Here is a 22,452-nt window from a genome sequence, read left to right on the forward strand (position 1 = left end):
TCCTTTTGGATGCTCACTCGGAAAGTCATGCGGACCGGCGTCCGTCACCGTCTTGAAAACGGATGGTCCCATGCGAATGGGATGGGGATCGACACCTCGGCTTTCCTCCGGTCAGTCGGTCCCGTCCGACGCGCGCAGACCGTCGAGCGTCACGGTGATCATCCGGCCGGCGGCTTCGGGCACCGTTTCGCACGCTATTCCGATGCCATGGCCGAATCTGAGCAGATCGCGCGGTTCGATATCGCGACGGATCGCGCCAGCGTCCTGTGCCGCCTGCAGGAGTGCGCCCGCCGCATCGGTGATCATGGCCCGGCACAGCTGGAAGGTCGGTGAGCCCTTGTCCATTCCGGCCTTCAGGGTGGTGGCGAGGCTGCGGTTGTCCATCACCCATTGCACCTGTTCGCGCAGCCACTGCTCGAAAGCCTGGTCAGCCGAGTGGGTTTCGAGCAGTTCGTGGGCGCGGGCACTCAATTGTTCGATGCTGGAACGGTATACGGCCTCGACCAGCACCTCGCGGTTCGGAAAGTGCCGGTAGAGCGTGCCGATGCCGACACCGGCGCGGCGCGCGATCTCTTCCAGCGGCGCCTCGGGGCCTTGTTCGGCGAACGCCTCCTGAGCGGTCGTCACGATCCGCTCGTAGTTGCGCCGGGCGTCCGCGCGCATCGGCCGTCCGGTCGACGGTGCTGCCATATTCCCTCCAGTGGAAAACGGAAGGACCCTCCAGATAGAGTTGCGTAACTGGAGGAACCCTCCATATGATAGCTCCATCGGAAACGGAGGCTCCCTCCGTTTGAATCTCATGCGATGGAGCGTTCTTTGTCCACCACCCTCTCCGCGGACACCCGTGCGTCCGCCACCCCCACCGCCGGTCGGCTCCGCTCCGGCATCGTGCTGGTCACCCTGCTGACCTGCCAATTGATGATCATCCTCGACATCACGGTGATGAATGTGGCGCTGCCGCGCATCCGCACCGACCTGCACTTCACCGCGACGAATCTGTCGTGGGTGATGAATGCCTACACCCTCGTCTTCGGCGGGCTGCTGCTGCTCGGCGGCCGCGCCGGTGACCTGTTCGGCCGCCGCAACCTGTTCATCGCCGGTACGGCACTGTTCACACTCGCCTCGCTGGCGGGCGGGCTGGCGCCATCGGCGACCTGGCTGCTCATCGCCCGTGTCGTACAGGGCATCGGCGGTGCCATGGCGGGGCCGAGCACCCTCGCGCTGCTGACCACCACATTCAGCGAACCCAAGGCCAGGATGCGGGTGCTCGCACTGTTTTCCGGCATGTCCAGCGCGGGCTTCGCGATCGGCCTCATTGTCGGCGGACTGCTGACCGAATGGCTGAGCTGGCGCTCCGCGCTGTTCATCAATGTGCCCTTCGGCCTGGCCGTCGTGGTGCTCGCGCTGCGTTATCTGCCGGTCGTCGCGCGCCAGCCCGCGCGCCTCGACCTGCCCGGCGCCGTGACCGCGACCGGCGGCGTCGCCGCACTGGTCTACGGCTTCATCAGCGCCGCGTCACACGGCTGGGGCGATGCGGGGACGGTTATCTGGCTGGCGGTCGGCGCCGCATCGATCGCCGCCTTCCTGACCATCGAGGCGCGCACGGCCCAGCCTCTGCTGCCATTGCGGCTGTTCCTCGACCGCAATCGCGCCGCTGCCTATACCAATATGTTCCTGGGCCCGATGGCCGGTATGTCGATGTTCTTCTTCCTCACCCAGTACCTGCAGGAAGTGCGCGGATTGTCCGCGCTGGCAACCGGTTTCGCCTTCATGCCGACCGCACTGCTGATGTTCACCATGATCCGGCTGATCCCGCGGTTGCTGCCGCGCTTCGGTCCGAAACCGGTGACGGTGATCGGCACGATGTCGATGGCGGCCGGTCTGGCCCTGCTGACCCGGCTGACGGTCGACAGCGGCTACTTCCCGCTGCTGTTCATCGCCATGATCCTGATGGGATGCGGTATCGGCCTTGCCTTCTCACCGCTCAATGTGATCATCATGTCGAGCGTGCCGCCGGCCGAAGCCGGCGCCGCGGGCGGCGCACTACAAACCCTCCAGCAGACCGGCTCCTCCCTCGGCCTCGCCATCCTGGTCACCGTCTTCGGCACCGCCTCCCGCAATGCCGGAGGTTCGGCACAGCACGCCCTGGTCAGCGGCATCACCACCGCCTTCGCCGCCGCAGTGGGCATCGCCGCCCTGACCTTCGCAGTCGCCCTCACCTTCCGCAGCACCCGGTCCACAACCTGACCACCAATGCGCCGGTGGTCCGACCCGAGCTACTTCGGGTCGGGCCACCGGGCCGCCTGCGTACGAATGACTCAGAGCGCGAAGGCAATTCGACGGCTTGCGCTCGGTCGTCAACAATTCGTCACCATTGGGCATGCGTGCCCCGTCGCGGTCGGCGCGACATCGGCCGACGCTGTGGAGTCGGCGAAGTGTCGGAGCCCACGAGCGCGGGATTCTGGCCCAAGGTGAAGTCGCGCTAGAGCCAGGTGTCCAACGTTGTGGTGGTGAGGAAATGCTCCAGGTCGTGGCGCCAGGGGGCGGGGACGGTCTTCTCCGGTTCGATCGCGGTGTATTGGCCGCGGTAGAACAACAGCGGCCTGCCGGAGCTGGTCGACTCCGACAGGGCCAGCACTCGGCCGATCACTATGTAGTGATCGCCGCCGTCGACGACGCTGTCCACCGTGCACTGGATGGTGGCCAGGGCGTCGTCCAGGAGCGGGAGCTCCAGTTCCGAGGTGTGCCAGCTGGTTTCGGCGAATTTATCGGGTTCGCGGGAACCGAATCGGGCGCACAGTTGCTGCTGCTCTTCGGCCAGGACGTTCACACAGAAGCGGCCGGACTGTTCGATGGCCGCCCAGGACCGGGAGGTCTTGGTGGGGCAGAACAGGACCAGGGGTGGCTCGAGGGACAGGGCGGCGAAGGATTGGCAGGCGAAGCCGATCGGGGCGCTGTCGGCATCGAAGGTGGTGATCACCGTGATGCCGGTGCAGAACTGCCCCAATACATTTCGGAACTGCCGTCCGTCGATCGCGGGGTATTCGTCGATTGTCATGGTCTTCCCGCCGGTCTGGTCGCTGGCCCTGTCACCGATTACTGCTGCCGCTGTCCGACCGTGAAGTCGTGACCCCACAGGCTGACCGCGGTCGATTCCCTGGCGATCCAGTCGTCGTCATCGACTTCCAAACCTTCACAGCCGAATTCGACATCGAATCCGCCAGGTGTCTTCATATAGAACGACAGCATCTTGTCGTTGACGTGCCTGCCGAGCGTCGCCGACATCTTCACCTTCTTGCGCAGCGCGCGATCCAGGCAGAGTCCGACATCGTCGGAACCCTCCACCTCGAGCATGAGGTGCACGATGCCGCTCGGGGTCGGCATGGGCAGGAAGGCCAGCGAGTGGTGCCGCGGATTGCAGCCGAAGAAGCGCAGCCAGGCCGGTTCGCCGTCGGCGGGACGTCCGACCATCTGCGGTGGCAGCCGCATCGAGTCACGCAAACGGAAGCCGAGCACATCGCGGTAGAAGGTCAGCGCCGCCGCGTCGTCCTTGGTGCTGAGCACCACATGGCCGAGTCCCTGCTCGCCCGTGACGAACCGGTGCCCGTACGGGCTGACCACGCGCCGATGTTCCAGTGCCGCACCGTGAAACGCCTCCAGAGTGTTGCCGGAGGGATCCTCGAACGAAATCAGGTCGTAGACCCGCCGATCGGCCTTCTCCTGCGCGGTGCCCTCCTTGAACGGCACCCCGGCCGCGTCCAGCCGGTCCCGGATGTCCTGCAGATCAGCGGCATTGGCGGTCTCCCAGCCGGAGACCTGCAGCCGGTCCTTATCGCCGGGCACGATGACCAGGCGTGCCGGGAAGTCGTCCATGCGCAGGTACAGCGCCTCCGGATCGCCGCCCTTGCCCTCGACCATGCCGAGCACCTTGAGGCCGTATTCGCGCCAGGCCGCCATATCGGTGGCCTCGATGCGCAGATACGCCAGTGATCGAATGCTCATCACTTCTCCTTCGCACCGGCAAGGAAATCCGTTGCCAGCCGGTTGAATTCATCGAACTTTTCCAGCTGGGCCCAGTGTCCGCAAGCACCGAATACGTGCAGCTGCACCCGTGGAATCATCTTCGTCGCGACCAGTGCGCCATCGAGCGGATTCACCCGATCCTCCCGGCCCCAGATCAGCAGCACCGGCTGACGCAGCCTATGGGCCTCGCGCCAGATCATGCCCTGCTCGAAATCGGATCCGGCGAACGACTTTCCCATCGCCCTGGTCGCGGCCAGTGCCTCGGGTGTGCTCACCGAGGCGAAGCGCTCCTCGATCAGCTCATCGGTGATCAGCGACTGATCGAAGACCATGATCCGCAGGAACGCCTCCAGGTTTTCCCTGGTCGGCTCGTAGTTGAACTTCGCGAACTGCTTGACGCCCTCGGTCGGGTCCGGCGCGAACAGATTGAGGCTCAACCCGCCCGGACCCATCAGCACCAGTTTGCCGGCCCGATCCGGGTAGTCCAGCGCGAACCGCACCGCGGTACCGCCGCCGAGCGAATTGCCCAGCAGGTGCACCCGTCCGGTGATATCCAGGGCATCGAGCAGAGCCCGCAGCGCCGAGGCGCTGTGCACGAAGTACTGCGGATGATCGGTCGGCTTATCCGAGCGTCCGAAGCCCGGCTGATCCACGGCGAGTACGTGAAACTCGCGCGCGAGTTCCGCGATATTGCGGGCGAAGTTCGACCACGAGGAGGCACCGGGCCCGCCGCCGTGCAGCAGCACGATCGTCGGGCCATTGCCGACCCCGGCCTCGTGGTAGTGCAGGCGCAGCTCGGGCCGCACCTGCGCGTACCGCGAGGTCGAAGCGTAGGTCAGCTCGGCAGTCGCGGTCACAGCGGTACCTCGCTGGCGCTCGGTCCCGGTGGTGCTGTGTCCATGGTGCCCTCGCTGCGCTCGGTCACAGCTGCACCTCGCTGGCGCTCGGTTCCGCTGCGACCGGTGGTGCTGTGTCGATGGTGCCCTCGCTGCGCTCGGTCACAGCTAAACCATGCCGTCGGTAACGGGGAGCCCGAACTCGTGCGTGCCGTACATGACGTAGGCGCGCTCGGGATCGTTGGCCGCGTGCACCCGACCGGCGTGCGCGTCCCGCCAGAAGCGCTGCAGCGGAGTGCCGTTCGCGAGCGCGGTGGCACCGGATGCCTCGAAGAGCTTGTCGATGGATGCGATCGCCCGGCCGGTGGCGCGCACCTGGTCGCGGCGGGCCCGCACCCGCAGGTCGAACGGAATCTCCTTGCCCGCCACCAGCAGTGCGTATTCATCGGCGACATTGCCCGACAGCTGACGCCAGGCCGCGTCGATATCGCTGGAGGCCTCGGCCACGCGCACCTTGGTGAACGGATCGTCCTTGGCCTTCTCACCCGCATAGGCCGCGCGCACCCGCTTGCCCTGGTGCTCGACATGGGCGGCGTACGCACCGTAGGCCATGCCGACGATCGGCGCGGAGATGGTGGTGGGATGGATGGTGCCCCAAGGCATCTTGTACACCGGATCGGTGTTCTGTTCCAGGCCGGGGGATTTCAGCTCGCTCATCGCGCGGAAGCTGAGGAACCGATGCGATGGCACGAAAACGTCTTCCACCACAACGGTATTGGAGCCGGTGCCGCGCAGGCCGACGACGTTCCACACGTCATCGATGCGGTAGTCGGTCCGCGGGATCAGGAAGCTGCCGAAGTCCACCGGCTTGCCGTCCTTGATCACCGGACCGCCGAGCACCGCCCAGGTCGCGTGATCCGAGCCCGAGGACCAGGCCCACGCGCCCTTCACGAGGTAGCCGCCGTCGACGACGGTGCCCGCACCCATCGGAGCGTACGACGAGGAAATGCGCACCTCGTCGTCCTCGCCCCAGACATCCTCCTGCGCCTGCTGGGAGAACAGTGCGAGATGCCAGTTGTGCACGCCGACGATGCCGGCCACCCAGCCGGTGGAGCCGCATGCGCTGGCGAGCTTGCGGACGGTGTCGTAGAAGACGACCGGGTCGGCCGCGTGTCCGCCCCACTGCTTGGGCTGGAGCAGCCGGAAGAATCCGGTCTCCTGCAGTGCCTTCATTGATTCGTCGGGGATGCGCCGCAGGTCCTCGGCCTCCTGCGCGCGCTCGCGCAGCGTCGGCAACAGTGCTTCGACCCGTTCGGTCACTTCTTGCGTCATCGCGGGACCCGCTCCTGCCTGGTCGGATTGGTAACCGGTACTCATTTGCCTCTGAGACTAGAACAGGTTCTTATTTCTGTCGAGAACGGGTGACCATCGGGGGCGTTCGCCGCCGATTCGCAGGTGGTCGACCGAATCGCTGGCGTGGAACGCGACATTTTTGTAACGTGTTCTAGTACAGAAGGAGGAGGAATCGCGATGGCAGTTACCCCACAGGGGAGCGGTGCGAAGGGAAGGGGGACGGCAGTCGGCGGAGCCGACGGGGTGGGTAAGCCCCGTGAGCTCGATGTGGGCTCCGCACCCACCCGCTATGCGCGGGGATGGCATTGCCTCGGTTTGGCGAAGACGTTCCGCGACGGCAAGCCACACGCGGTCGAGGTGTTCGGCACCAAGCTCGTCGTCTGGGTCGACAGCAATGACGAACTCCGGGTGCTGGACGCCTACTGCAGGCATATGGGCGGCGACCTGAGCATGGGTGAGGTCAAGAACGGCGATATCGCCTGCCCGTTCCATGACTGGCGCTGGTCGGGGACCAACGGTAAATGCACGGCGATCCCGTACGCGCGGCGCGTGCCGCCGCTGGCGCGGACCCGCAAGTGGACCACGCTCGAGCGCAACGGACAGCTGTTCGTCTGGCACGATGTCGAGGGCAGCCAGCCCCCGCCCGAGGTGACCATTCCGCACATCGTCGGCCCGTACACCGACGCGGATGGCAACCCGAGCGAACAGCTCGACAGCGGGTGGACCGAGTGGACCTGGAACTCGCTGTTGATCGAGGGCGCGAACTGCCGCGAGATCATCGACAACGTGGTGGATATGGCCCACTTCTTCTACATCCACTTCGCATTCCCGACGTACTTCAAGAACGTTTTCGAGGGGCATATCGCCACCCAGTTCCTGGAGACCAAGGGTCGTCCCGATATCGGCATGGCCTCCAAGTATGGCGGCGACACGCTGCTGAAGTCGGAGGCGTCGTACTTCGGGCCGTCGTACATGATCAATCCGCTGATCAATATCTACAGCGGATACGAGGTCAAGAGCGTCCTGATCAACTGCCACTACCCGGTCACTCAGGATTCGTTCGTCCTGCAGTGGGGTGTTTCGCTGGAGAAGCCGAAGGGCGTCGACGGTGAGATGGCCGACAAGCTGGCCGCGAAGATGACCGAAGGCATCAGCGTCGGCTTCCTGCAGGATGTGGAGATCTGGAAGCACAAGTCCAAGGTCGAAAATCCGCTGCTCTGCGAGGAGGACGGGCCGGTCTATCAGCTGCGTCGCTGGTACGACCAGTTCTATGTCGACCTGGCCGATGTGACCGAGAAGATGACCCAGCGCTTCGAGTTCGAGGTGGATACCACCAAGGCGAATGAGGCGTGGGAGGCCGAGGTCGCCGAAAATCTGCGGCGCAAGCGGGAAGCGGAAGCGGGAGTCTGATGGCACCGACCTGGGCGAAAGCACCCGACTTCGCCGACCAACCGGCGCGGCGGGCCGCGGTGCAGGCCCAGACCGTGGTCGACAAGCAGCGCTATCTGGAGGAGGGACTGACGCCGCTGCGGTGTCAGTCATGTCAGAGCGAGGTGCTGGTGCGCAAGAGTTCGTCGCACCAGACCTCGGTGCAGTGGACGGAGAATCCGGCCGCGCGCTGCCCGGTCTTCGCCAAGCTCAGTGCGCAGGGCTACGGCCCGGGGCGGCCGGAATCCTGTGCGCAACTGGAGAAGACGATCAAATGGGCCGTCGACGAGGGTCTGCTGGACATCGACTGATTCAGTCGAGGGTGAAGTCGGCGAAGTCGAATCCCGGCGAAACAATGCAGCTCACCAGGACGTACTCGGCGCCAGCCGGACGCGCGGCCTGACCGACCCCACCCGGCACCACCGCCTGCAACACCTGCCCGCGCTCGACATCGGGCCCGAGGACGATCTCCTCGCCCCCGATGTCGAGCACCAGCGGCCCACCTCGATGCCACAGCCACAGCTCGTCCGAGCGCACCGTATGCAACGCCGACCTTTCGCCCGGCATCAGTAAGAAGTAGATCGCCGTCGCGCTGGCCCGCGGCCCCGGATAGCCCTCCGGCGTGAATTCCACTGCACTGCGCCAGGTTTGCCGATACCACCCGCCCTCCGGATGCGGTTCCAGATCGAGTGCGACGGCAAGCGGCGGTCGGTTGTCGGTCATGTCCCGACTATGCCCGATCGGCGTGCGTCGCGGGGTCCCAGCCACTTGCGGCTGTCCGGTGACCGCTGCGATGCATTCGAAGTCGCGATCTCTGTGCAGCAGGGTCGATCCGCGTAGCTCCGCGGTGGCGGCGATAACGAGACGGGGCCTGCGCTGCGATGTTGCGCCCGCTTGGTGAGCTCCCTGGACCTCCCAGGCGCGGGCGAAGGCCCCATCATCGATGGGTTCCCAACCGAACACCACTCGAATGTCCCCGACGGTCCGGTCCCGGTCGGCGGCAGACCGCACAGAGTAGAAGAACTCCAACTCGACAATCGGGCAGACGGCGATCAGCACGGCCGCGGCGGCGGGCCGCCAGGCGAAGACATCCGGACAAGGGTCGAGCTGTGGTCAGAACAGGGTGGGTTCGCCGAAGCCCGGGGTGCGTTCGATTTCCAGTAGGCGCTGTTTGGTGGTGATGCCGCCGGGGGCGGAGAAGCCGTTGAGGGTGTGGTCGGCGGCGAGGACTCGATGGCACGGGATGATCAGGGGGATCGGGTTGCGGCCCAAGGCTTGTCCGACGGCCTGGGCCGCGCCGGGGACGCCGATGCGGTCGGCAACCTGGCCGTAGCTGAGGGTGTGGCCCGGATCGATGGCGCGGGTCACCTTGTAGACGGCGCGGTGGAATTCCGGAATTCCCTTGGTGGTCACCGGAATCCAGCGCAGATCGTCGAGGTCTCCGGCGAGATGTGCCTGGATGTGTGCGATGGCGTCGGCGATCGGGCCGGTGGGCGCGGCCTCGGGGATTTCGTCGGCGTCCGGAATCCAGCTGCTCGGCCGCATGATCCTGGCCCGCGTCGCGGCGGGGGTCGCCTCCGGCAACCGGAACCGGAATACCGCATCATCGGTCCAGGCGATCGCGCAGGGGCCGATCGCGGTGTCGAACAGCGCCGACCCGGTGACCGGGCGCGCGGAAGCACTCATACGGTCAGTGTGCACGCGGGGTCCGACATCTTCGAGCAGTCCAGTCCAGTTTCTAAAAACTGGCCTGGAATCCGCCGACGGTCGGTTTTGTCGCCGCGCAGCTCGGGTTCGAGATCGTCCGCCGCGCGGTGCGCACGGGGCGCGTCAGCGCCACCGCATCGGGATCCGGTACATCGCCGCGGCCGTAGATCGCGGCGAGATCCGCGTATTGGCGCTGGTTTTCGTAGTACGAGGGCGACCATTCGGTCAGCGGTCCCGGTGCGTGGAACCGTTCGAGGCGGAATACCGCACCGGGCTGTCTCGGCGCGTACCGGTGCACGAGATAGCCGAAGAAGGCGATGACGAGGACGGTGGCGAGGGCGCTCATAACGAACAGCGTGCGCGCACTGGCCTTGCCATTAAATATCCACTTCGCTAATACTGGACTTTATGTCGACGAGAGTGATCGGTGCCGCCAGCCTGGCCCGCGATCTGGGGTACTGGCGCCATGCGGATGAGAACGGTGAATCGGGCGAGCGTCGGTCGACGCGTCCGGCCTATCTGGCCCTCGCCGAAGGCATTCGTCTGCTCATCCACGACGGTCGCGCCCCGCTCGGGGTCGCCCTGCCCAGTGAGCGCGACCTCGCCGCCACCCTCGGCGTCAGTCGCACCACCATCACCTCGACCTACAGCCTGCTGCGCGAACACGGCTATCTGATCAGCCGCCAGGGCTCGCGCAGCACCGTCGCCCTCCCGCGCGACGTGCAGCACGACGGCACCAAACCCGCCCGCAGCATCCTGGCGATGATGTCTCAGCCGGAACTGCCGACCATCGATATGACCTATGCCGCGATGGCCGCGCCCATGGAGATGCAGGATGCGTACTCCGATGCGCTGCAAGGTATTCCGGCCTATCTCGGCACGCACGGCATGGACCCCGTCGGTGTGCTCGCACTGCGCGAGGCGCTGGCCCGCCGCTACACCGAGCGTGGCCTGCCCACCGAACCGGACCAGATCCTGGTCACCCTCGGCGCCCAGCACGGCCTGCGCCTGCTGCTCAATGTGCTCACCGCACCGGCGGCCCGGGTGCTCATCGACCATCCGACCTATCCCAATGCCATCGAGGCGATCCGGGACGTCGGCGCCCGGCCGGTGCCGGTACCGCTGCGTCCGGAAACCCCGGAATCCGGCTGGGATCTCGACGGAATCCGAAGCGCCGCAAGACAAACCGCGGCAACGCTGGCCTACCTGGTGCCGGACTTCAACAATCCGACCGGCCTGCTGCTCGACGCCGACGGCCGCGCCGAACTGGCCGCCATTGCCCGCGAAACCCGGATGACCGTGGTGATCGACGAGTCGATGGTGGACCTGAGCCTGACCGACCGGACCGCCCCACCCCCGGTCGCGGCCTTCGCGAAGGGCTCCGAGATCATCACCATCGGTTCGGCCTCGAAATCCTTCTGGGGCGGTCTGCGCGTCGGCTGGATCCGCACCGGCCAATCGTTGATCGCGAAACTGCTCGGCATCCGCTCCACCGTCGACCTCGGCACCCCTGTCATGGACCAGCTCGCCACCATCCACCTGCTCGAGCACGCCGACACGATCCTCACCCGCCGCCGCGACCAACTCCACTCCCAGCGCGCGGCCCTGCTCACCGCCTTGGCCGAGGAACTCCCGGACTGGCGCGCGATCGTCGGCGACGGCGGCATGTCCGTCTGGGCGCAACTGCCGGCCCCCGTCTCGACCGCCCTCGCCGCCACCGCCCCCAACCACGGCGTATTACTCGCCGCCGGACCGAGATTCGGCGTCCAGGGCGCCTTCGAACGCTTCCTCCGCCTCCCCTTCACCCACCCCGAACCCGAACTCCGCCTAGCCGTCAAATCCATAGCCGCCGCCTACGAAGCCCTCACCCCCCGCGCCGCCGACCCCCTCCAACCCCTCACCTGCTACTGAACCCTGCCCGGCTCGTTGGCACGCCGGTTGTGCTACCGCACAGTGAGTCACGACCTCGCACAGGCTGTGCGGTATGCGCGATGACAACTGGATATGCGTGAGCCTCGGTGCTCGTATGGTTGGTTCGCGGCTTATTGTCGTACTGTCAATACAGCCCGGGGGTGGCTCCCGGGGAGCACCGTTTCGGCGGTGCGCTGGGTCAACGACGAACCGAGGTAGGGCGTGAGTACATCATCCACCGCCACCAAGCAGGGGCCGCTTGCGGGCATCAAGGTCATCGAGCTGGCCGGGATCGGTCCGGGGCCGCATGCGGCACTGCTGCTCGCCGATCTCGGCGCCGATGTGGTTCGGGTACAGCGGCCGGGCATGCTGCCCGGTTTCATGGAGCGGCCGCAGTGGCGCGGGCGCACCATCGTCGAGGCGAATCTGAAGGATCCGGCGGATATCGAGAAGGTGCTCGCACTCGCCGAGAAGGCCGATGTGCTGATCGAGGGCTTCCGCCCAGGCGTCACCGAGCGCATGGGCCTGGGTCCGGATGCCGTGCTCGCGCGCAACCCGCGTCTGGTCTACGGCCGGATGACCGGCTGGGGCCAGCACGGACCGCTGGCCGATCGCGCCGGACACGACATCAACTACATCTCGCTGACCGGTGTGCTGCACGCGATCGGGCGCAAGGGTGAGCGGCCGGTGCCGCCGCTGAATATGGTCGGCGACTTCGGTGGCGGCTCGATGTTCCTGGTCTTCGGCATTCTCGCGGCGCTGGTCGAGCGGCAGAGCTCCGGCAGGGGCCAGGTCATCGACTCGGCGATGATCGATGGGGCGCTCGCCCTGTCGCACATGATCTGGGGCATGCGCGGTATGGGCCTGTGGTCCGATGAGCGCGGCACCAACCTGCTCGACACCGGTATGGCCTTCTACGACACCTACGAAACCTCCGACGGCAAGTACATGGCGGTCGGCGCGATCGAACCGCAGTTCTACGCGGAACTGTTGCAGGGCTTGGAGATCGACCCCGAGGGCCTGCCGATGCAGATCGACCCGAACGGTCAGGATCAGCTCAAAAAACTGTTCACAGAGAAGTTCAAGACCAAGACCCGCGACGAGTGGGCCGCGATCTTCGACGGCACCGACGCCTGCACGACACCGGTGCTGACCTTCACCGAGGCCGAACAGAATCCGCACATCGCCGCCCGCACCGGACTCATCGAGATCGACGGCGTCGTCCAGCACGCCCCTGCCCCACGTTTCTCGCGCACGCCGGCCGGCACACCCACCCCGCCGCCCAGCGAGGCGACGCCGATCGAATCCATTTGGGCGGATTGATGATTCACCGCTGACGCGGGCAAGCCCACAGTTCCTCCCACGCCGACAGGCCCCGGTTTCTACCGGGGCCTGCGCCGTTTCAGGCGCGCTGAGCTGCTCCGGAGTCGTTGGCCTGCAAGCTGTGACTCGTGTCATGGCTCCCGCCCGTCACGTTCCGCGACGGTGGTCCGTCCAAGGTGCATCGGCCTCTTCGAAGGGAGCACCACATGAAAACCCATATCACCGTGATCGGGGGCGGCTTGGCGGGGTTGACGGCGGCCATCGCGTGCGCCGAGACCGGCGTCCCGGTCCAGCTGTACGAGGCACATCACACCCTCGGTGGGCGGGGCCGCGCCAAGGCGGCACCGTGTGTCGCCCACGGCGGTGGGCACGTGTTCTATGCCGACGGCCCGCACTACACCTGGCTGAAAACGCGCGGATTCATCGACGATCTGGGCTGGCCGTCGGTCGCCGACGCCGCACGCATCGGGTTCCGTGTCGACGGCCGGCTCCTGCGGCTGCCCCCGCTGGCAATGTTGCGCGCCCAACCGCATCCCCGACTCGTCGCGCCGGTCGACCGGAGCTTCCGCGACTGGGCATCGGAACGGTGGAGTGCCGACACCGCCGACCGGGTTGCCAATGCAATCAGCGCGACCACCTACGACGCCGATACCGGGCGCCTGTCGGCGGCATTCGTCTGGGATCTGTTCCAGCGCGTGTTCGGGGTACGGATCCCGTCCATCCGGTGGGTGCGCGGCGGGTGGCAGCGGGTCATCGATCGGATGGAAACGCGCGCAACCGAACTCGGTGTCGGTATCGAAACCGGGTCACGGATCGATCAGCTCCCCACCCACGGGCCGGTAATCGTCGCGACCAACCTGCCCGCGGCCCGGAGGCTGCTAGGCGACGACTCCCTCACCTGGACCAGCGGCCACTGCGCCCTCCTCGATATTGCCGTCACCACAGGCAAATCCGATCGCAATCTGGTATTCGACCTCGACGAAGGAGGTTTTCACGAGAGCTACACCATGCAGGACGACACCATCGCCCCGCCGGGTGAGTCGCTGTTCCAACTCCAAATGCCCATCCGCACAGGCGAAGCCAATGCCGATGCGCACACACGGCTGCAGGATTTTGCAAACCTCGTGGTTCCCGGCTGGCGTGACCGCACGAAATTCACCCGCACCGCGACCGCCAACGGCCGCACCGGCGCCGTCGACCTGCCCGGACAGACCTGGCGTGACCGGCCCGCCATAGCTCGAGGCGACAATGTCTACCTCGCCGGCGACATGGTCGCCGCCCCCGGCATGCGGGGTGAGATCTCCATCAATAGTGCCGTGCATGCCGCGCGAGAAGCCGTGGCCGCAGTGCAGTCGCCCATCCGAATCTGAAGCCTGCCGGTCGCCTACCGGCCGTTGGCGCGGGCCCGCTCCACCAGCTCCGCATCCACCGCGGAGGCCTTCCCCCCGACGCTCGGTCGCCGCAGCAGTATCGGCACGTCACATCAGACATCAAGTGCCACTCCTGGATTCGGGCTACACCGCTGTCTCTTCACAATCCTGGGACTGGAAGTCTCCGAGAGCGGCCGACCCTTCCAAGTAGAGGCCTTCCACCAGGCCCGGGGCATCGACATCGGCGAGTGCGAGGTGGGACTCGACGGTGTCGGTGATGGTCTGGTGCGTCTGCATGGCGCGAGTCTGCCGGATCAGGCTATTGCGTTTCATTCGCCGACCGGCTCGCCGAGGTCGCCGGTCTGTGGCGGTATCCCGGCCCCGAACGTGCAGTGCTCCTAATGGCGGGTCCACTCCGGTTGGGCGAAATGGGCAATGCGGGCTTCGGTGGCGTCCCGGCCGAGTAGGACGACCTCGCGGAACTGCCAGAGCATCGCGCCGGTCGGCGCGTGGATGGTCATATTCTCGCCGAGGCGCATCTGCAGCATGCCGAGGCCTTCGAGGGTGGTCGATGGCGCGTCGGCGCGCAGAGCAGCGTCTTTCGGGGACACCCAGTGCGGGACATCGTCGGCGACCAGCCGGGCGAGATCCACGAGATGCACCGAGTGGACCTCCGCCGGACTGGGCCGCAGCTCGCCCGCGTCGTCGAGGGCCGCGACGATCGGGGTGATCACGAAACCGGACGTGGCCGGAAAGTCGTCGAGTCTGCCGAGGATGTCGGCCGGGGTGGCGGTCAGGCCGAGCTCTTCGTGCAGCTCACGAATCGCCGCCTGTTCGGTGGTTTCGCCCGCATCGACCCGCCCACCCGGCAATCCCCACTGTCCGGCATTGCGCCCGCGATATGCCCGCTTGATGACGATCACCGACAACGGGCCGTCCGGTTCATCGACCACACACAGCAGGACCGCGGCGCGGCGCAGGCCCGGTGCGTCCGGGACCTCGGTGTGTGGATACCCGTCCAGCCGGGCGCAGGCCGATGCGCGGAAGTCGGCGATGCTGGTGGGGACGCGAGGTCCCGTAGTCGGGCCCATCCTTCGATCTTGCCCCAGCATCGGGGATTCGGTGACGTCGGTTCCCACACATCGGCACGCTCTCGGCTCCGGCCGGCCTCACGCCGCTGTGCGCACCGAACCCTGCTCGGCCGCGTCGGCCACGCCGCGGGTCACCAGCTTGGCGATTCGGGCGACGAGCGTACGCGGGCGGCGCGGCATCAGGTGCGCGGAGGCGAAGTTTCCCGCACCGGGGACCACATAGCCCCTGTTGCGTTCGAGGGCACGCAGGGCCGAGCGGACGACGTGCGCCGCGCTGTCCATGGACGGGCCGATCGCGGCCTTGCGGGTGCCCACCACGTCGAAGAACTGGGTCTCCGTCGGACCCGGGCACAAAGCGAGAACCTTGACACCGCGATCGCTGTATTCGCTCCACAGGGAGAGGCTGAAGTTGAGGACGAAGGCCTTCCCCGCGGCGTAGGTTGCGAAGTACGGCGAGGGCTGGAAGGCGGCGATCGAGGCGACATTGACGATCTCGCCGCTGCCGCGTTCGAGCATGCCCGGGACCAACCGGCGCGTAAGACCGGCCAGTGCAACGACATTGACCATCAGCTGGTCGTGTTCACCATCGGCGGCGAGTTCCTCGAACCGGCCCGCGCTGCCGAAACCGGCGTTGTTGATCAGGACGTCGATCGAAAGTTCCCGGGCTGCAAGCTCATTCGCGATCCGGATGGCCGCGTCCACATCGGTCAGGTCCTGACCGATGACATCCACTCGGACGCCGTGTCGGTTACGCAATTCGGCGGCAAGGGATTCCAAGCGATCCAGCGACCGGGCGACCAGCACCAGATTGTCACCGCGCGCCGCGAGCTGGGCGGCGAATTCGGCCCCGATACCGGACGAGGCGCCGGTGACGAGGGCGGTTTTTCCCGAGTGGGTCATGTCTAACTCCTTCGATCGGATGCAACACAAGAGTAGCCATATTTTCTAGAACTGCAACACTCATGTTGCAGTTAATCGAGAAACTGCTCGTCAGCTGTACTATGTCCAGAAGATCTCAGCGAAGAGGAGCCCATGCCGCCCACATCCGCGCGCCCGCTGCGCGCCGACGCCGAACGCACCGTGCGCGCCATCCTCGACGCCGCGGAGCGAGTGCTGAGCGAAAACCCCAATGCGACGCTGGAACAGATCGCCGAAGCCGCCGGAGTCGCCCGAACCACCGTGCACCGCCGCTTCGCCAGCCGCGAAGAGCTGCTGCGCACCATGGCGGTCAACGCGTGGCGCCGCATCGACGCCGCCGTAGACGCGGCCCGCCCCGAGACCGCACCCCCGATGGTCGCCCTACACCAGGCCACCGCCAATGTCATCGAGATCAAATACGGCGCCGCATACGCACTGGACCGAGCCGACGAAACCGACCCCGAGGTAGCCGACCTACAGGCCCGCGTCCTCGCGAAATGCGATGCCGCCCTGGCCCACGCCCAATCCGACGGCCTCATCGCCCCCGACGCCGACCTACTCTGGGTCCGCCGCGTCTACCTGGCCTTGATCACCGAAACCGTCCACGGCACCCCCGCCCTGGACGGCACCACCAACCCCGACATCCTAGCCACCCGCCTCATCACCACCCTCCTCTCCGGCGTAGCCCCCAAATAGCAGCCGAGACCTTCCGTGTGCGTGGAAGGGATGGGTGGGTGAGAATCCAGGCAGCGTGACTGGGCGTGGAGAGTGGAGGGACCGGGAGTGTCAGCTTGGGGTGAGGTCGTGGTCGGCCTGGTAATTCTGGTCGGAGTGGTCGGGGTCATCGTTCCGATACTGCCCGGGGTCATAGTGATCTTCGGGGCCATTGTGGTCTGGGCGGTGGTGACCGGTGGGGCGACGGCTTGGGTCGTATTCGGTATCAGTACCGCGTTTCTGGTGCTCTCCGGGATCATCAAGTACACATGGCCGGGGCGGAAGATGAAGGAGGCGGGGGTTTCCAATCGGGCGCTGGTCGTGGGCGCGGTACTGGGCATCGTGGGCTTCTTCATCATCCCGGTGGTCGGGTTGTTCATCGGATTCGTTCTGGGCGTGTACCTTTCGGAACTCCACCGCCTCCGCGAAAACCAACCCGCCTGGCAGGCAACGGTTCACGCCCTCGAGGGCGTCGGCCTGTCGATGCTCATCGAACTCTTCGGCGCGCTGCTGGCGACCGGGGTGTGGGTCATCGGTGCCATCGTGACCTGAGTCGGCCGGGTCGTGCTCACTCGATGGCGGGGAATGGAATCGTATCCGCCGCTTCGAGTTTCGGGATCTCATCGCGGCGCAGCGGCAGGGTCGGCTGTTCGGTGCGCAGGATCGGCAGGGTGGGCGCCGGATCGGACGGAGTATCGCGTACGCGGGCGGGTAGTCGATAGAACGCCCGTGCGTTGTCCTCGAGCACCTTGAACATATCGGTGCCGACCACATCGCAGATCAGATCGACGTCGGAATCGTCGAAGGGCCGTCCCGCCCTGGTGCCGGGCAGATCCGTACCGAACATGAGCGCCTCGGGATTGACCGCGTGGATGCGGCGCAGCGTATCGGCCACATTCATGTGCACCCGCCCGAAGCCGGTCGCCTTCACCCGCGCGCCGCCATCGACCAGATCGAGCAGGTAGGGCAGGCCCTCCTCGGACATGCCGAGGTGGTCGATGGAGAACACCGGCAGTTTCGAGATCACCGGTTGCAGTGAGGTGAGCATGGTGCCGTCGATATAGACCTCGACATGCCAGCCGACCAGCTCGTGCGCCCGCAGCGCCAGCAGGGTCATCGCGGTGATATCGGCGGCCGCGCGCTTGACGTTGAACCGCAGTGCCCGCACACCGATGCGGTCGAGTTCGATGATCTCGGCGTCGGTGGCATCGGGGTCCAATGCGGTGACGCCGACCCAGCCCTCGCCCAGTTCCGCGAGCGCCGCCTTCAGGTAGGTCTGATCGCTGCCTTGGAAGGATCCGCTGACCACGGCGCCGCCGCCGATGTCGAAGCGCGACATACGCTTTCGGTAATCGGCGATGGTGAACGGGTCGGGCAGGTAGCCCTCGTTCTCGGCCAGCGGGAACCGCGGGTCGAAGATGTGGAGATGGGCATCGAACACTTGTACAGAATGCCTCAGTGAAGGATTTTCCGCTGCCGCAGACCCGACAGATCTTTCGCTGCCGCGGCCGTGTCGGATTGTCGAGTGCCACAGGAGGTGACGCTCACCCCCTGTGACACCGGCACTAGACCTTGTGCGGTTCGCTGGCGCGCAGCATGTCCTCGCGCTCGACGACCTTGACGCGCTCGCGGCCCTCCGGCTCGCCGAGGGCGCGTTCGTGGGCGTCGAGGCGGTACCAGCCCTGCCAGGTGGTGAACGGGATGCCCTTGCTCTCGAGGAATTCGGTGACGGCGTCCAGTTGCGGTTTCTCGGCGGGGGTGAAGTTCACGCTGTCGTCGAGCAGGCAGGCCACGGTCTCGTTGGCGTCGCCCTTGGTGTGGCCGATGAGCCCGACGGGTCCGCGCTTGATCCAGCCGGTGACGTAGGTGGCGGGCAGGTAGCGCTGGGCGCCGTCGGCGTCCTCGTCGGCGAGGACGCGTCCGGCCTCGTTGGGGACCACACCGGCCTGATCGTCGAAGGGCAGGTTGGTGAGGTTCTGCGACAGGTAGCCGACCGCGCGGTAGATGGCCTGCACGTCCCAGTCGTTGAAGACGCCGGTGCCCTTGACGTTGCCGGTGCCGTCGAGCTGGGTGCGCTCGGTGCGCAGGCCGACGACCTTGCCGTCCTCACCGATGATCTCGGCGGGGGATTCGAAGAAGTGCAGGAACAGCTTGTGTGGGCGGTTGCCGACATCGCGGATGGCCCACTGCTCGAGGGTGTTGGCGATCATGTCGACCTGCTTGGAGTGTCGACGCGCGGCTTCGGAGCCCTCGTCGTAGTCGATGTCTTCGGGATCGACGATGACCTCGATGGTCGGGGAGTGGTCGAGTTCGCGCAGTTCCAGCGGGGTGAACTTGGCTTGGGCGGGACCGCGGCGGCCGAAGACGTGCACCTCGAGGGCCTTGTTCGCCTTGAGGCCGTTGTAGACGTTGGGTGGGATTTCGGTCGGTAGCAGTTCGTCGCCGGTCTTGGCGAGCACGCGCGCGACGTCGAGTGCGACATTGCCGACGCCGAGGACGGCGACCTTTTCGGCCTCGAGCGGCCAGGTGCGCGGCACATCGGGATGTCCGTCGTACCAGGACACGAAGTCCGCGGCGCCGTAGCTGCCGTCCAGACCGATGCCGGGGATGTCGAGTGCGCGGTCGGCGTTGGCGCCGGTGGAGAAGATCACCGCGTCATAGAACGTGCGCAGATCGTCGAGGGTGATATCGGTGCCGTAGTCGATATTGCCGAGCAGGCGGACCTGCGGCTTGTCGAGCACCTTGTGCAGGGCGGTGATGATGCCCTTGATGCGCGGATGGTCGGGCGCGACACCGTAGCGGATCAGACCGAACGGCGCGGGCATGCGCTCGTAGAGGTCGATGCTGACTTCGGCATCGGACTTCATCAACGCGTCGGCGGCGTAGATACCGGCCGGTCCCGCGCCCACGATCGCGATGCGAAGCGGGCGAGTCCCGGCGGTGTGCGCGTCAGGCCCGGAGGCGGCAGCCTGCGTAACCACGGAGGGCCCGTGCGCACCGCTAGTCGACTCTGCACTGTGTTCGGTCATCTCTTACGCGCACCCTTATGGTCGAAACAATTAATGGCGTCAGTCTTAGCTTAGGCTAACTTGGCGCACCCTCTTTGGTTGCACCTGACGATGCGGACAGGCGGCTCGCGGCTGCACAGTCGCTACGTCGGTGAGCTGGCATATGGCTATGACAGCAGGCCGCAGTCTCGCGATTCTATCGGTGGCGCATGGCGCACCCTGCGGGCGGTGCGTGAACCGGATGGTTGCCACCCGGGCTCACTTATCGGAGTACCCACTGTCGCGGTGGCTATCGAATCATTGCCGCGCCGCCGCCGTGCGAGGTCTGGCCCTGGTCCGGGGGCGCCTGTCGGATACCGCTGCCCACCAGGGATGATCGACCCATGACAGAGCAGCAGGGCACCGATGAGGAACCGGTGATCGAGGTCGACCAGACCGATCGCCGCACGATGGCGCCGTTCATCGCGGCGGCGGTATTCGCGGCCGTCGTCCTGGTCGCCATCGTGCTGGGCGCCGTGCTCTCGCCCGCTGAGAAAAATGTCACAGATTCGGACAAGATCGCGGCCGCGGTGCATCGCTATGCGGAGGCCAGGGGCACCACCGACAGCACGCCGCCGCCCGCGGTGGCCTGCCAGGGATTCGACGAGAGCAGGTCGCCGCTGGCCGCCCAGTTCGGTGGCGCCGCGGCCGGAAAGTCGATCAAGGTCACCAACATTGACAACGCCATGGTCGACGGCGATAAGGCGAAGGCGAACGTCACCATCGCGGTCGACGGCCGGGAGACGGCGGCGACGTGGAATTTGGTTCGCTCCGGCGACCGCTGGATCGTCTGCAACTGATTACCCGGCGCAGCGCTGACCTGGGTTTGACACGGCGGCCCCTGCCCAGGCAATCTCGGACGCAGGTCATGAGAACCAGCGTCAAGCCCCGGCTGGCTGGTCGGCAACCCTCCTCCGCGGTGGGGTGCTCCGGGTGACGACCTGGCCGCGCACCGAAACCCAGGTGCGGCAAGCGTGGATTCACAGGAGGATCGCATGACATATGCCGGTGACATCACCCCACAGCAGGCGTGGGAGTTGTTGCGCGACAATCCCGAGGCCGTTTTGGTCGATGTGCGGACCGAGGCCGAATGGCGCTTCGTCGGCGTCCCCGATACGAGTTCGATCGATCGGCCGACGGTGCTGATCGAATGGGTCGACAGCAGTGGCGCCCGCAACGGTGAGTTCGTCGCACAGCTGACCTCGGCGCTGGAGGGTCGCGACCCGGCGGCGCCCGTCGTCTTCCTGTGTCGCTCCGGGCAGCGTTCCATCGGCGCCGCGGTCGCCGCGACGGGTGTCGGGATCGAACCGTCGTACAACGTGCTCGAGGGCTTCGAGGGCCCGATCGACGAGTTCGGTCACCGCGGCGGCTCCGGCTGGCGCGCACTCGGTCTGCCGTGGCGGCAGTCATGATCACCGGTGGTGCGTTCGACAAACCGCTGCCCGAGGGGGTCGGCCCGGCGACACTCGGCGTCCGCGGCGGCCTGCGCCGCTCCGGATTCGAGGAGACCGCCGAGGCGCTGTATCTGTCCTCCGGTTTCGTCTATGAGAGCGCCGAGGCGGCCGAGGCCGCGTTCACCGGCGATATCGAACATTTCGTCTACTCCCGCTACGGCAACCCGACGGTGGCCATGTTCGAGGAGCGACTGCGCCTGATCGACGGCGCCGAGGCCTGTTTCGCGACCGCGAGCGGTATGTCGGCGGTATTCACCGCGCTCGGCGCGCTGCTGGGTGCGGGCGATCGACTCGTGGCCGCGCGCAGCCTCTTCGGCTCATGCTTCGTGGTGTGCAACGAGATCCTGCCGCGCTGGGGTGTGGAGACCGTCTTCGTCGACGGCGATGATCTGGACCAGTGGGAGCAGGCGCTGTCGGTGCCGACCCAGGCCGTGTTCTTCGAGACGCCGGCCAACCCGATGCAGACGTTGGTCGATGTGCGCCGGGTGAGCGAACTCGCCCATGCCGCGGGTGCGAAGGTGGTGCTGGACAACGTCTTTGCCACCCCGCTGCTGCAACGCGGTTTCGAGCTCGGCGCGGATGTGCTGGTGTATTCCGGCACCAAGCACATCGACGGTCAGGGCCGGGTGCTCGGCGGCGCGATCCTCGGCCCGCAGGATTACATCGACGGTCCGGTGAAAACCCTTATGCGCCACACCGGTCCGGCGCTGAGCCCGTTCAATGCGTGGACCCTGCTCAAGGGTTTGGAGACCATGCCGCTGCGGGTGCGGCATTCGACCGAATCCGCGCTGCGTATCGCGCGCTTCCTGGAGGGCAATAAGTCCGTCTCGTGGGTGCGGTATCCGTATCTGGAGTCGCATCCGCAACACGAGCTGGCGACCAGTCAGATGAGCGGCGGCGGCACGGTGGTCACCTTCGAGCTGAACGCGCTGGAACACGAGGCGAAGAAGCAGGCCTTCGAGGTGCTCAACCGGTTGCGCATCATCGATATCTCCAACAACCTCGGTGACTCCAAGACCCTGATCACCCACCCCGCCACCACCACCCACCGCGCCATGGGCCCCGAGGGCCGCGCCACCATCGGCCTGTCCGACGGCGTCGTGCGCATCTCGGTGGGGCTGGAGGATGTCGAGGATCTGCTCGGCGATTTGGACCACGCGCTGAGCTAGCACGTCCGACGAACGCGACGCGGTGGCATCGTGCGTCCGCGTCGCGTTCGGCCGCAACCGCGCCGGTGACTGGCTGTCGGTTCGTTGCGCTGCCGGGCCAGGGTGTTT

At 66.4% G+C, this 22,452-nt stretch carries 24 protein-coding genes, 1 pseudogene and 1 riboswitch; of the genes and pseudogenes, 11 read left to right on the forward strand and 14 right to left on the reverse strand.

The features are described 5' to 3' along the window. Window positions 1-111: 111 nt before the first annotated feature. Window positions 112-690 carry a TetR/AcrR family transcriptional regulator gene (locus ACQP0C_RS03320; protein WP_433730413.1) on the reverse strand — a complete coding sequence of 193 codons (579 nt, stop codon included), beginning with the start codon at window positions 688-690 and terminating at the stop codon, window positions 112-114. 126 nt (window positions 691-816) lie between these two features. On the opposite strand from ACQP0C_RS03320, the gene ACQP0C_RS03325 reads away from it, so the two are divergent. After that, a complete protein-coding gene (locus ACQP0C_RS03325; protein ID WP_433730415.1) occupies window positions 817-2,247 on the forward strand; it encodes an MFS transporter in 1,431 nt (476 codons plus the stop codon). 235 nt (window positions 2,248-2,482) lie between these two features. Here the strand turns inward: ACQP0C_RS03325 and hsaB are convergent, their stop codons facing one another. The 4 genes from hsaB to hsaA form a co-directional block, all read right to left on the reverse strand. Beyond that, on the reverse strand, window positions 2,483-3,058 hold the full coding sequence (gene hsaB, locus ACQP0C_RS03330; protein ID WP_433730417.1) for a 3-hydroxy-9,10-secoandrosta-1,3,5(10)-triene-9,17-dione monooxygenase reductase subunit: 576 nt from the start codon (window positions 3,056-3,058) through the stop codon (window positions 2,483-2,485). Window positions 3,059-3,096: 38 nt separating this feature from the next. Further along, a complete protein-coding gene (hsaC, locus tag ACQP0C_RS03335) occupies window positions 3,097-4,002 on the reverse strand; it encodes an iron-dependent extradiol dioxygenase HsaC (RefSeq protein WP_354958570.1) in 906 nt (301 codons plus the stop codon). Further along, the gene (hsaD, locus tag ACQP0C_RS03340; protein ID WP_433730419.1) at window positions 4,002-4,880 is read right to left on the reverse strand and encodes a 4,5:9,10-diseco-3-hydroxy-5,9,17-trioxoandrosta-1(10),2-diene-4-oate hydrolase; all 879 of its coding nucleotides are present in this window, start codon (window positions 4,878-4,880) and stop codon (window positions 4,002-4,004) included. The genes hsaC and hsaD overlap by 1 nt, the downstream gene beginning before the upstream one ends. A gap of 147 nt (window positions 4,881-5,027) precedes the next feature. Then, complete coding sequence (gene hsaA / locus ACQP0C_RS03345; protein WP_433730421.1) at window positions 5,028-6,191, reverse strand: 3-hydroxy-9,10-secoandrosta-1,3,5(10)-triene-9,17-dione monooxygenase oxygenase subunit; 1,164 nt, start codon at window positions 6,189-6,191, stop codon at window positions 5,028-5,030. 198 nt (window positions 6,192-6,389) lie between these two features. Here hsaA and ACQP0C_RS03350 point away from each other — a divergent pair, with 198 nt between their 5' ends. Both ACQP0C_RS03350 and ACQP0C_RS03355 read left to right on the forward strand, forming a co-directional pair. After that, on the forward strand, window positions 6,390-7,622 hold the full coding sequence (locus tag ACQP0C_RS03350) for a Rieske 2Fe-2S domain-containing protein (RefSeq protein ID WP_433730423.1): 1,233 nt from the start codon (window positions 6,390-6,392) through the stop codon (window positions 7,620-7,622). Next, window positions 7,622-7,951 carry a hypothetical protein gene (locus ACQP0C_RS03355; protein ID WP_433730425.1) on the forward strand — a complete coding sequence of 110 codons (330 nt, stop codon included), beginning with the start codon at window positions 7,622-7,624 and terminating at the stop codon, window positions 7,949-7,951. The genes ACQP0C_RS03350 and ACQP0C_RS03355 overlap by 1 nt, the downstream gene beginning before the upstream one ends. A gap of 1 nt (window position 7,952) precedes the next feature. Here ACQP0C_RS03355 and ACQP0C_RS03360 read toward each other — a convergent pair whose 3' ends face one another. From ACQP0C_RS03360 to ACQP0C_RS03375, 4 genes and pseudogenes are all read right to left on the reverse strand, one after another. Beyond that, window positions 7,953-8,363 carry a cupin domain-containing protein gene (locus tag ACQP0C_RS03360; RefSeq protein ID WP_433734419.1) on the reverse strand — a complete coding sequence of 137 codons (411 nt, stop codon included), beginning with the start codon at window positions 8,361-8,363 and terminating at the stop codon, window positions 7,953-7,955. 78 nt (window positions 8,364-8,441) lie between these two features. Then, window positions 8,442-8,699 (reverse strand): annotated as a pseudogene (locus ACQP0C_RS03365) (PIN domain-containing protein); the annotation flags it as partial. A 54-nt stretch (window positions 8,700-8,753) separates the two neighbouring features. After that, window positions 8,754-9,326 carry a methylated-DNA--[protein]-cysteine S-methyltransferase gene (locus ACQP0C_RS03370; RefSeq protein WP_433730427.1) on the reverse strand — a complete coding sequence of 191 codons (573 nt, stop codon included), beginning with the start codon at window positions 9,324-9,326 and terminating at the stop codon, window positions 8,754-8,756. Window positions 9,327-9,378: 52 nt separating this feature from the next. Beyond that, complete coding sequence (locus ACQP0C_RS03375; protein ID WP_433730429.1) at window positions 9,379-9,693, reverse strand: hypothetical protein; 315 nt, start codon at window positions 9,691-9,693, stop codon at window positions 9,379-9,381. A gap of 62 nt (window positions 9,694-9,755) precedes the next feature. On the opposite strand from ACQP0C_RS03375, the gene ACQP0C_RS03380 reads away from it, so the two are divergent. From ACQP0C_RS03380 to ACQP0C_RS03390, 3 genes are all read left to right on the forward strand, one after another. Continuing rightward, entirely contained in the window at window positions 9,756-11,258 is a 1,503-nt protein-coding gene (locus tag ACQP0C_RS03380; protein WP_433730431.1) for a PLP-dependent aminotransferase family protein, read from the forward strand. 222 nt (window positions 11,259-11,480) lie between these two features. Continuing rightward, window positions 11,481-12,581: a CaiB/BaiF CoA transferase family protein gene (locus tag ACQP0C_RS03385; RefSeq protein ID WP_433730433.1), complete on the forward strand. Its 1,101-nt coding sequence runs from the start codon at window positions 11,481-11,483 to the stop codon at window positions 12,579-12,581. 206 nt (window positions 12,582-12,787) lie between these two features. Further along, window positions 12,788-13,951 (forward strand): NAD(P)-binding protein, encoded by a 1,164-nt coding sequence (locus ACQP0C_RS03390; RefSeq protein ID WP_433730435.1) that lies wholly within the window; start codon window positions 12,788-12,790, stop codon window positions 13,949-13,951. Window positions 13,952-14,095: 144 nt separating this feature from the next. Here the strand turns inward: ACQP0C_RS03390 and ACQP0C_RS03395 are convergent, their stop codons facing one another. The 3 genes from ACQP0C_RS03395 to ACQP0C_RS03405 form a co-directional block, all read right to left on the reverse strand. Further along, window positions 14,096-14,248 (reverse strand): hypothetical protein, encoded by a 153-nt coding sequence (locus ACQP0C_RS03395; protein WP_433730437.1) that lies wholly within the window; start codon window positions 14,246-14,248, stop codon window positions 14,096-14,098. A 101-nt stretch (window positions 14,249-14,349) separates the two neighbouring features. Next, on the reverse strand, window positions 14,350-15,042 hold the full coding sequence (locus ACQP0C_RS03400; RefSeq protein ID WP_433730439.1) for an NUDIX hydrolase: 693 nt from the start codon (window positions 15,040-15,042) through the stop codon (window positions 14,350-14,352). A 78-nt stretch (window positions 15,043-15,120) separates the two neighbouring features. After that, a complete protein-coding gene (locus ACQP0C_RS03405; protein WP_433730441.1) occupies window positions 15,121-15,942 on the reverse strand; it encodes an SDR family NAD(P)-dependent oxidoreductase in 822 nt (273 codons plus the stop codon). A gap of 132 nt (window positions 15,943-16,074) precedes the next feature. Between ACQP0C_RS03405 and ACQP0C_RS03410 the strand changes: the two genes are divergently transcribed. Both ACQP0C_RS03410 and ACQP0C_RS03415 read left to right on the forward strand, forming a co-directional pair. Further along, the gene (locus ACQP0C_RS03410; RefSeq protein WP_433730443.1) at window positions 16,075-16,656 is read left to right on the forward strand and encodes a TetR/AcrR family transcriptional regulator; all 582 of its coding nucleotides are present in this window, start codon (window positions 16,075-16,077) and stop codon (window positions 16,654-16,656) included. A gap of 87 nt (window positions 16,657-16,743) precedes the next feature. Continuing rightward, on the forward strand, window positions 16,744-17,226 hold the full coding sequence (locus ACQP0C_RS03415) for a DUF456 domain-containing protein (RefSeq protein WP_433730445.1): 483 nt from the start codon (window positions 16,744-16,746) through the stop codon (window positions 17,224-17,226). A gap of 16 nt (window positions 17,227-17,242) precedes the next feature. Here ACQP0C_RS03415 and ACQP0C_RS03420 read toward each other — a convergent pair whose 3' ends face one another. Both ACQP0C_RS03420 and ACQP0C_RS03425 read right to left on the reverse strand, forming a co-directional pair. Further along, window positions 17,243-18,115 (reverse strand): amidohydrolase family protein, encoded by an 873-nt coding sequence (locus ACQP0C_RS03420; protein ID WP_433730447.1) that lies wholly within the window; start codon window positions 18,113-18,115, stop codon window positions 17,243-17,245. A gap of 124 nt (window positions 18,116-18,239) precedes the next feature. Continuing rightward, window positions 18,240-19,655 carry an FAD-dependent oxidoreductase gene (locus ACQP0C_RS03425; protein WP_433730449.1) on the reverse strand — a complete coding sequence of 472 codons (1,416 nt, stop codon included), beginning with the start codon at window positions 19,653-19,655 and terminating at the stop codon, window positions 18,240-18,242. Between the two features lie 410 nt (window positions 19,656-20,065). On the opposite strand from ACQP0C_RS03425, the gene ACQP0C_RS03430 reads away from it, so the two are divergent. The 3 genes from ACQP0C_RS03430 to ACQP0C_RS03440 all read left to right on the forward strand — a co-directional run bounded on the left by ACQP0C_RS03430 (window position 20,066) and on the right by ACQP0C_RS03440 (window position 22,344). Further along, window positions 20,066-20,521 (forward strand): Rv0361 family membrane protein, encoded by a 456-nt coding sequence (locus ACQP0C_RS03430; RefSeq protein ID WP_433730451.1) that lies wholly within the window; start codon window positions 20,066-20,068, stop codon window positions 20,519-20,521. Between the two features lie 64 nt (window positions 20,522-20,585). Further along, a riboswitch (SAM riboswitch) is annotated at window positions 20,586-20,702 on the forward strand. A 14-nt stretch (window positions 20,703-20,716) separates the two neighbouring features. Further along, on the forward strand, window positions 20,717-21,133 hold the full coding sequence (locus ACQP0C_RS03435) for a rhodanese-like domain-containing protein (RefSeq protein ID WP_433682217.1): 417 nt from the start codon (window positions 20,717-20,719) through the stop codon (window positions 21,131-21,133). Next, window positions 21,130-22,344: an O-succinylhomoserine sulfhydrylase gene (locus tag ACQP0C_RS03440; protein ID WP_433730453.1), complete on the forward strand. Its 1,215-nt coding sequence runs from the start codon at window positions 21,130-21,132 to the stop codon at window positions 22,342-22,344. The genes ACQP0C_RS03435 and ACQP0C_RS03440 overlap by 4 nt, the downstream gene beginning before the upstream one ends. Window positions 22,345-22,452: the final 108 nt, after the last annotated feature.

It is taken from the genome of Nocardia sp. CA-129566 (genome assembly GCF_050956075.1).
Lineage (GTDB): Bacteria > Actinomycetota > Actinomycetes > Mycobacteriales > Mycobacteriaceae > Nocardia.

What these genes read in the sequence shown, in the direction of transcription:
- ACQP0C_RS03400 (WP_433730439.1), bottom strand. Translation starts at nt 15,042, where the DNA reads ATGGGCCCGACTACGGGACCTCGCGTCCCCACCAGCATCGCCGACTTC.
- ACQP0C_RS03435 (WP_433682217.1), top strand. Translation starts at nt 20,717, where the DNA reads ATGACATATGCCGGTGACATCACCCCACAGCAGGCGTGGGAGTTGTTG.
- ACQP0C_RS03410 (WP_433730443.1), top strand. Translation starts at nt 16,075, where the DNA reads ATGCCGCCCACATCCGCGCGCCCGCTGCGCGCCGACGCCGAACGCACC.
- ACQP0C_RS03355 (WP_433730425.1), top strand. Translation starts at nt 7,622, where the DNA reads ATGGCACCGACCTGGGCGAAAGCACCCGACTTCGCCGACCAACCGGCG.
- ACQP0C_RS03390 (WP_433730435.1), top strand. Translation starts at nt 12,788, where the DNA reads ATGAAAACCCATATCACCGTGATCGGGGGCGGCTTGGCGGGGTTGACG.
- ACQP0C_RS03375 (WP_433730429.1), bottom strand. Translation starts at nt 9,693, where the DNA reads ATGAGCGCCCTCGCCACCGTCCTCGTCATCGCCTTCTTCGGCTATCTC.
- ACQP0C_RS03405 (WP_433730441.1), bottom strand. Translation starts at nt 15,942, where the DNA reads ATGACCCACTCGGGAAAAACCGCCCTCGTCACCGGCGCCTCGTCCGGT.
- hsaC (WP_354958570.1), bottom strand. Translation starts at nt 4,002, where the DNA reads ATGAGCATTCGATCACTGGCGTATCTGCGCATCGAGGCCACCGATATG.
- ACQP0C_RS03370 (WP_433730427.1), bottom strand. Translation starts at nt 9,326, where the DNA reads ATGAGTGCTTCCGCGCGCCCGGTCACCGGGTCGGCGCTGTTCGACACC.
- ACQP0C_RS03440 (WP_433730453.1), top strand. Translation starts at nt 21,130, where the DNA reads ATGATCACCGGTGGTGCGTTCGACAAACCGCTGCCCGAGGGGGTCGGC.
- ACQP0C_RS03320 (WP_433730413.1), bottom strand. Translation starts at nt 690, where the DNA reads ATGGCAGCACCGTCGACCGGACGGCCGATGCGCGCGGACGCCCGGCGC.
- ACQP0C_RS03395 (WP_433730437.1), bottom strand. Translation starts at nt 14,248, where the DNA reads ATGCAGACGCACCAGACCATCACCGACACCGTCGAGTCCCACCTCGCA.
- hsaB (WP_433730417.1), bottom strand. Translation starts at nt 3,058, where the DNA reads ATGACAATCGACGAATACCCCGCGATCGACGGACGGCAGTTCCGAAAT.
- ACQP0C_RS03360 (WP_433734419.1), bottom strand. Translation starts at nt 8,363, where the DNA reads ATGACCGACAACCGACCGCCGCTTGCCGTCGCACTCGATCTGGAACCG.
- hsaA (WP_433730421.1), bottom strand. Translation starts at nt 6,191, where the DNA reads ATGACGCAAGAAGTGACCGAACGGGTCGAAGCACTGTTGCCGACGCTG.
- ACQP0C_RS03380 (WP_433730431.1), top strand. Translation starts at nt 9,756, where the DNA reads ATGTCGACGAGAGTGATCGGTGCCGCCAGCCTGGCCCGCGATCTGGGG.
- ACQP0C_RS03350 (WP_433730423.1), top strand. Translation starts at nt 6,390, where the DNA reads ATGGCAGTTACCCCACAGGGGAGCGGTGCGAAGGGAAGGGGGACGGCA.
- ACQP0C_RS03430 (WP_433730451.1), top strand. Translation starts at nt 20,066, where the DNA reads ATGACAGAGCAGCAGGGCACCGATGAGGAACCGGTGATCGAGGTCGAC.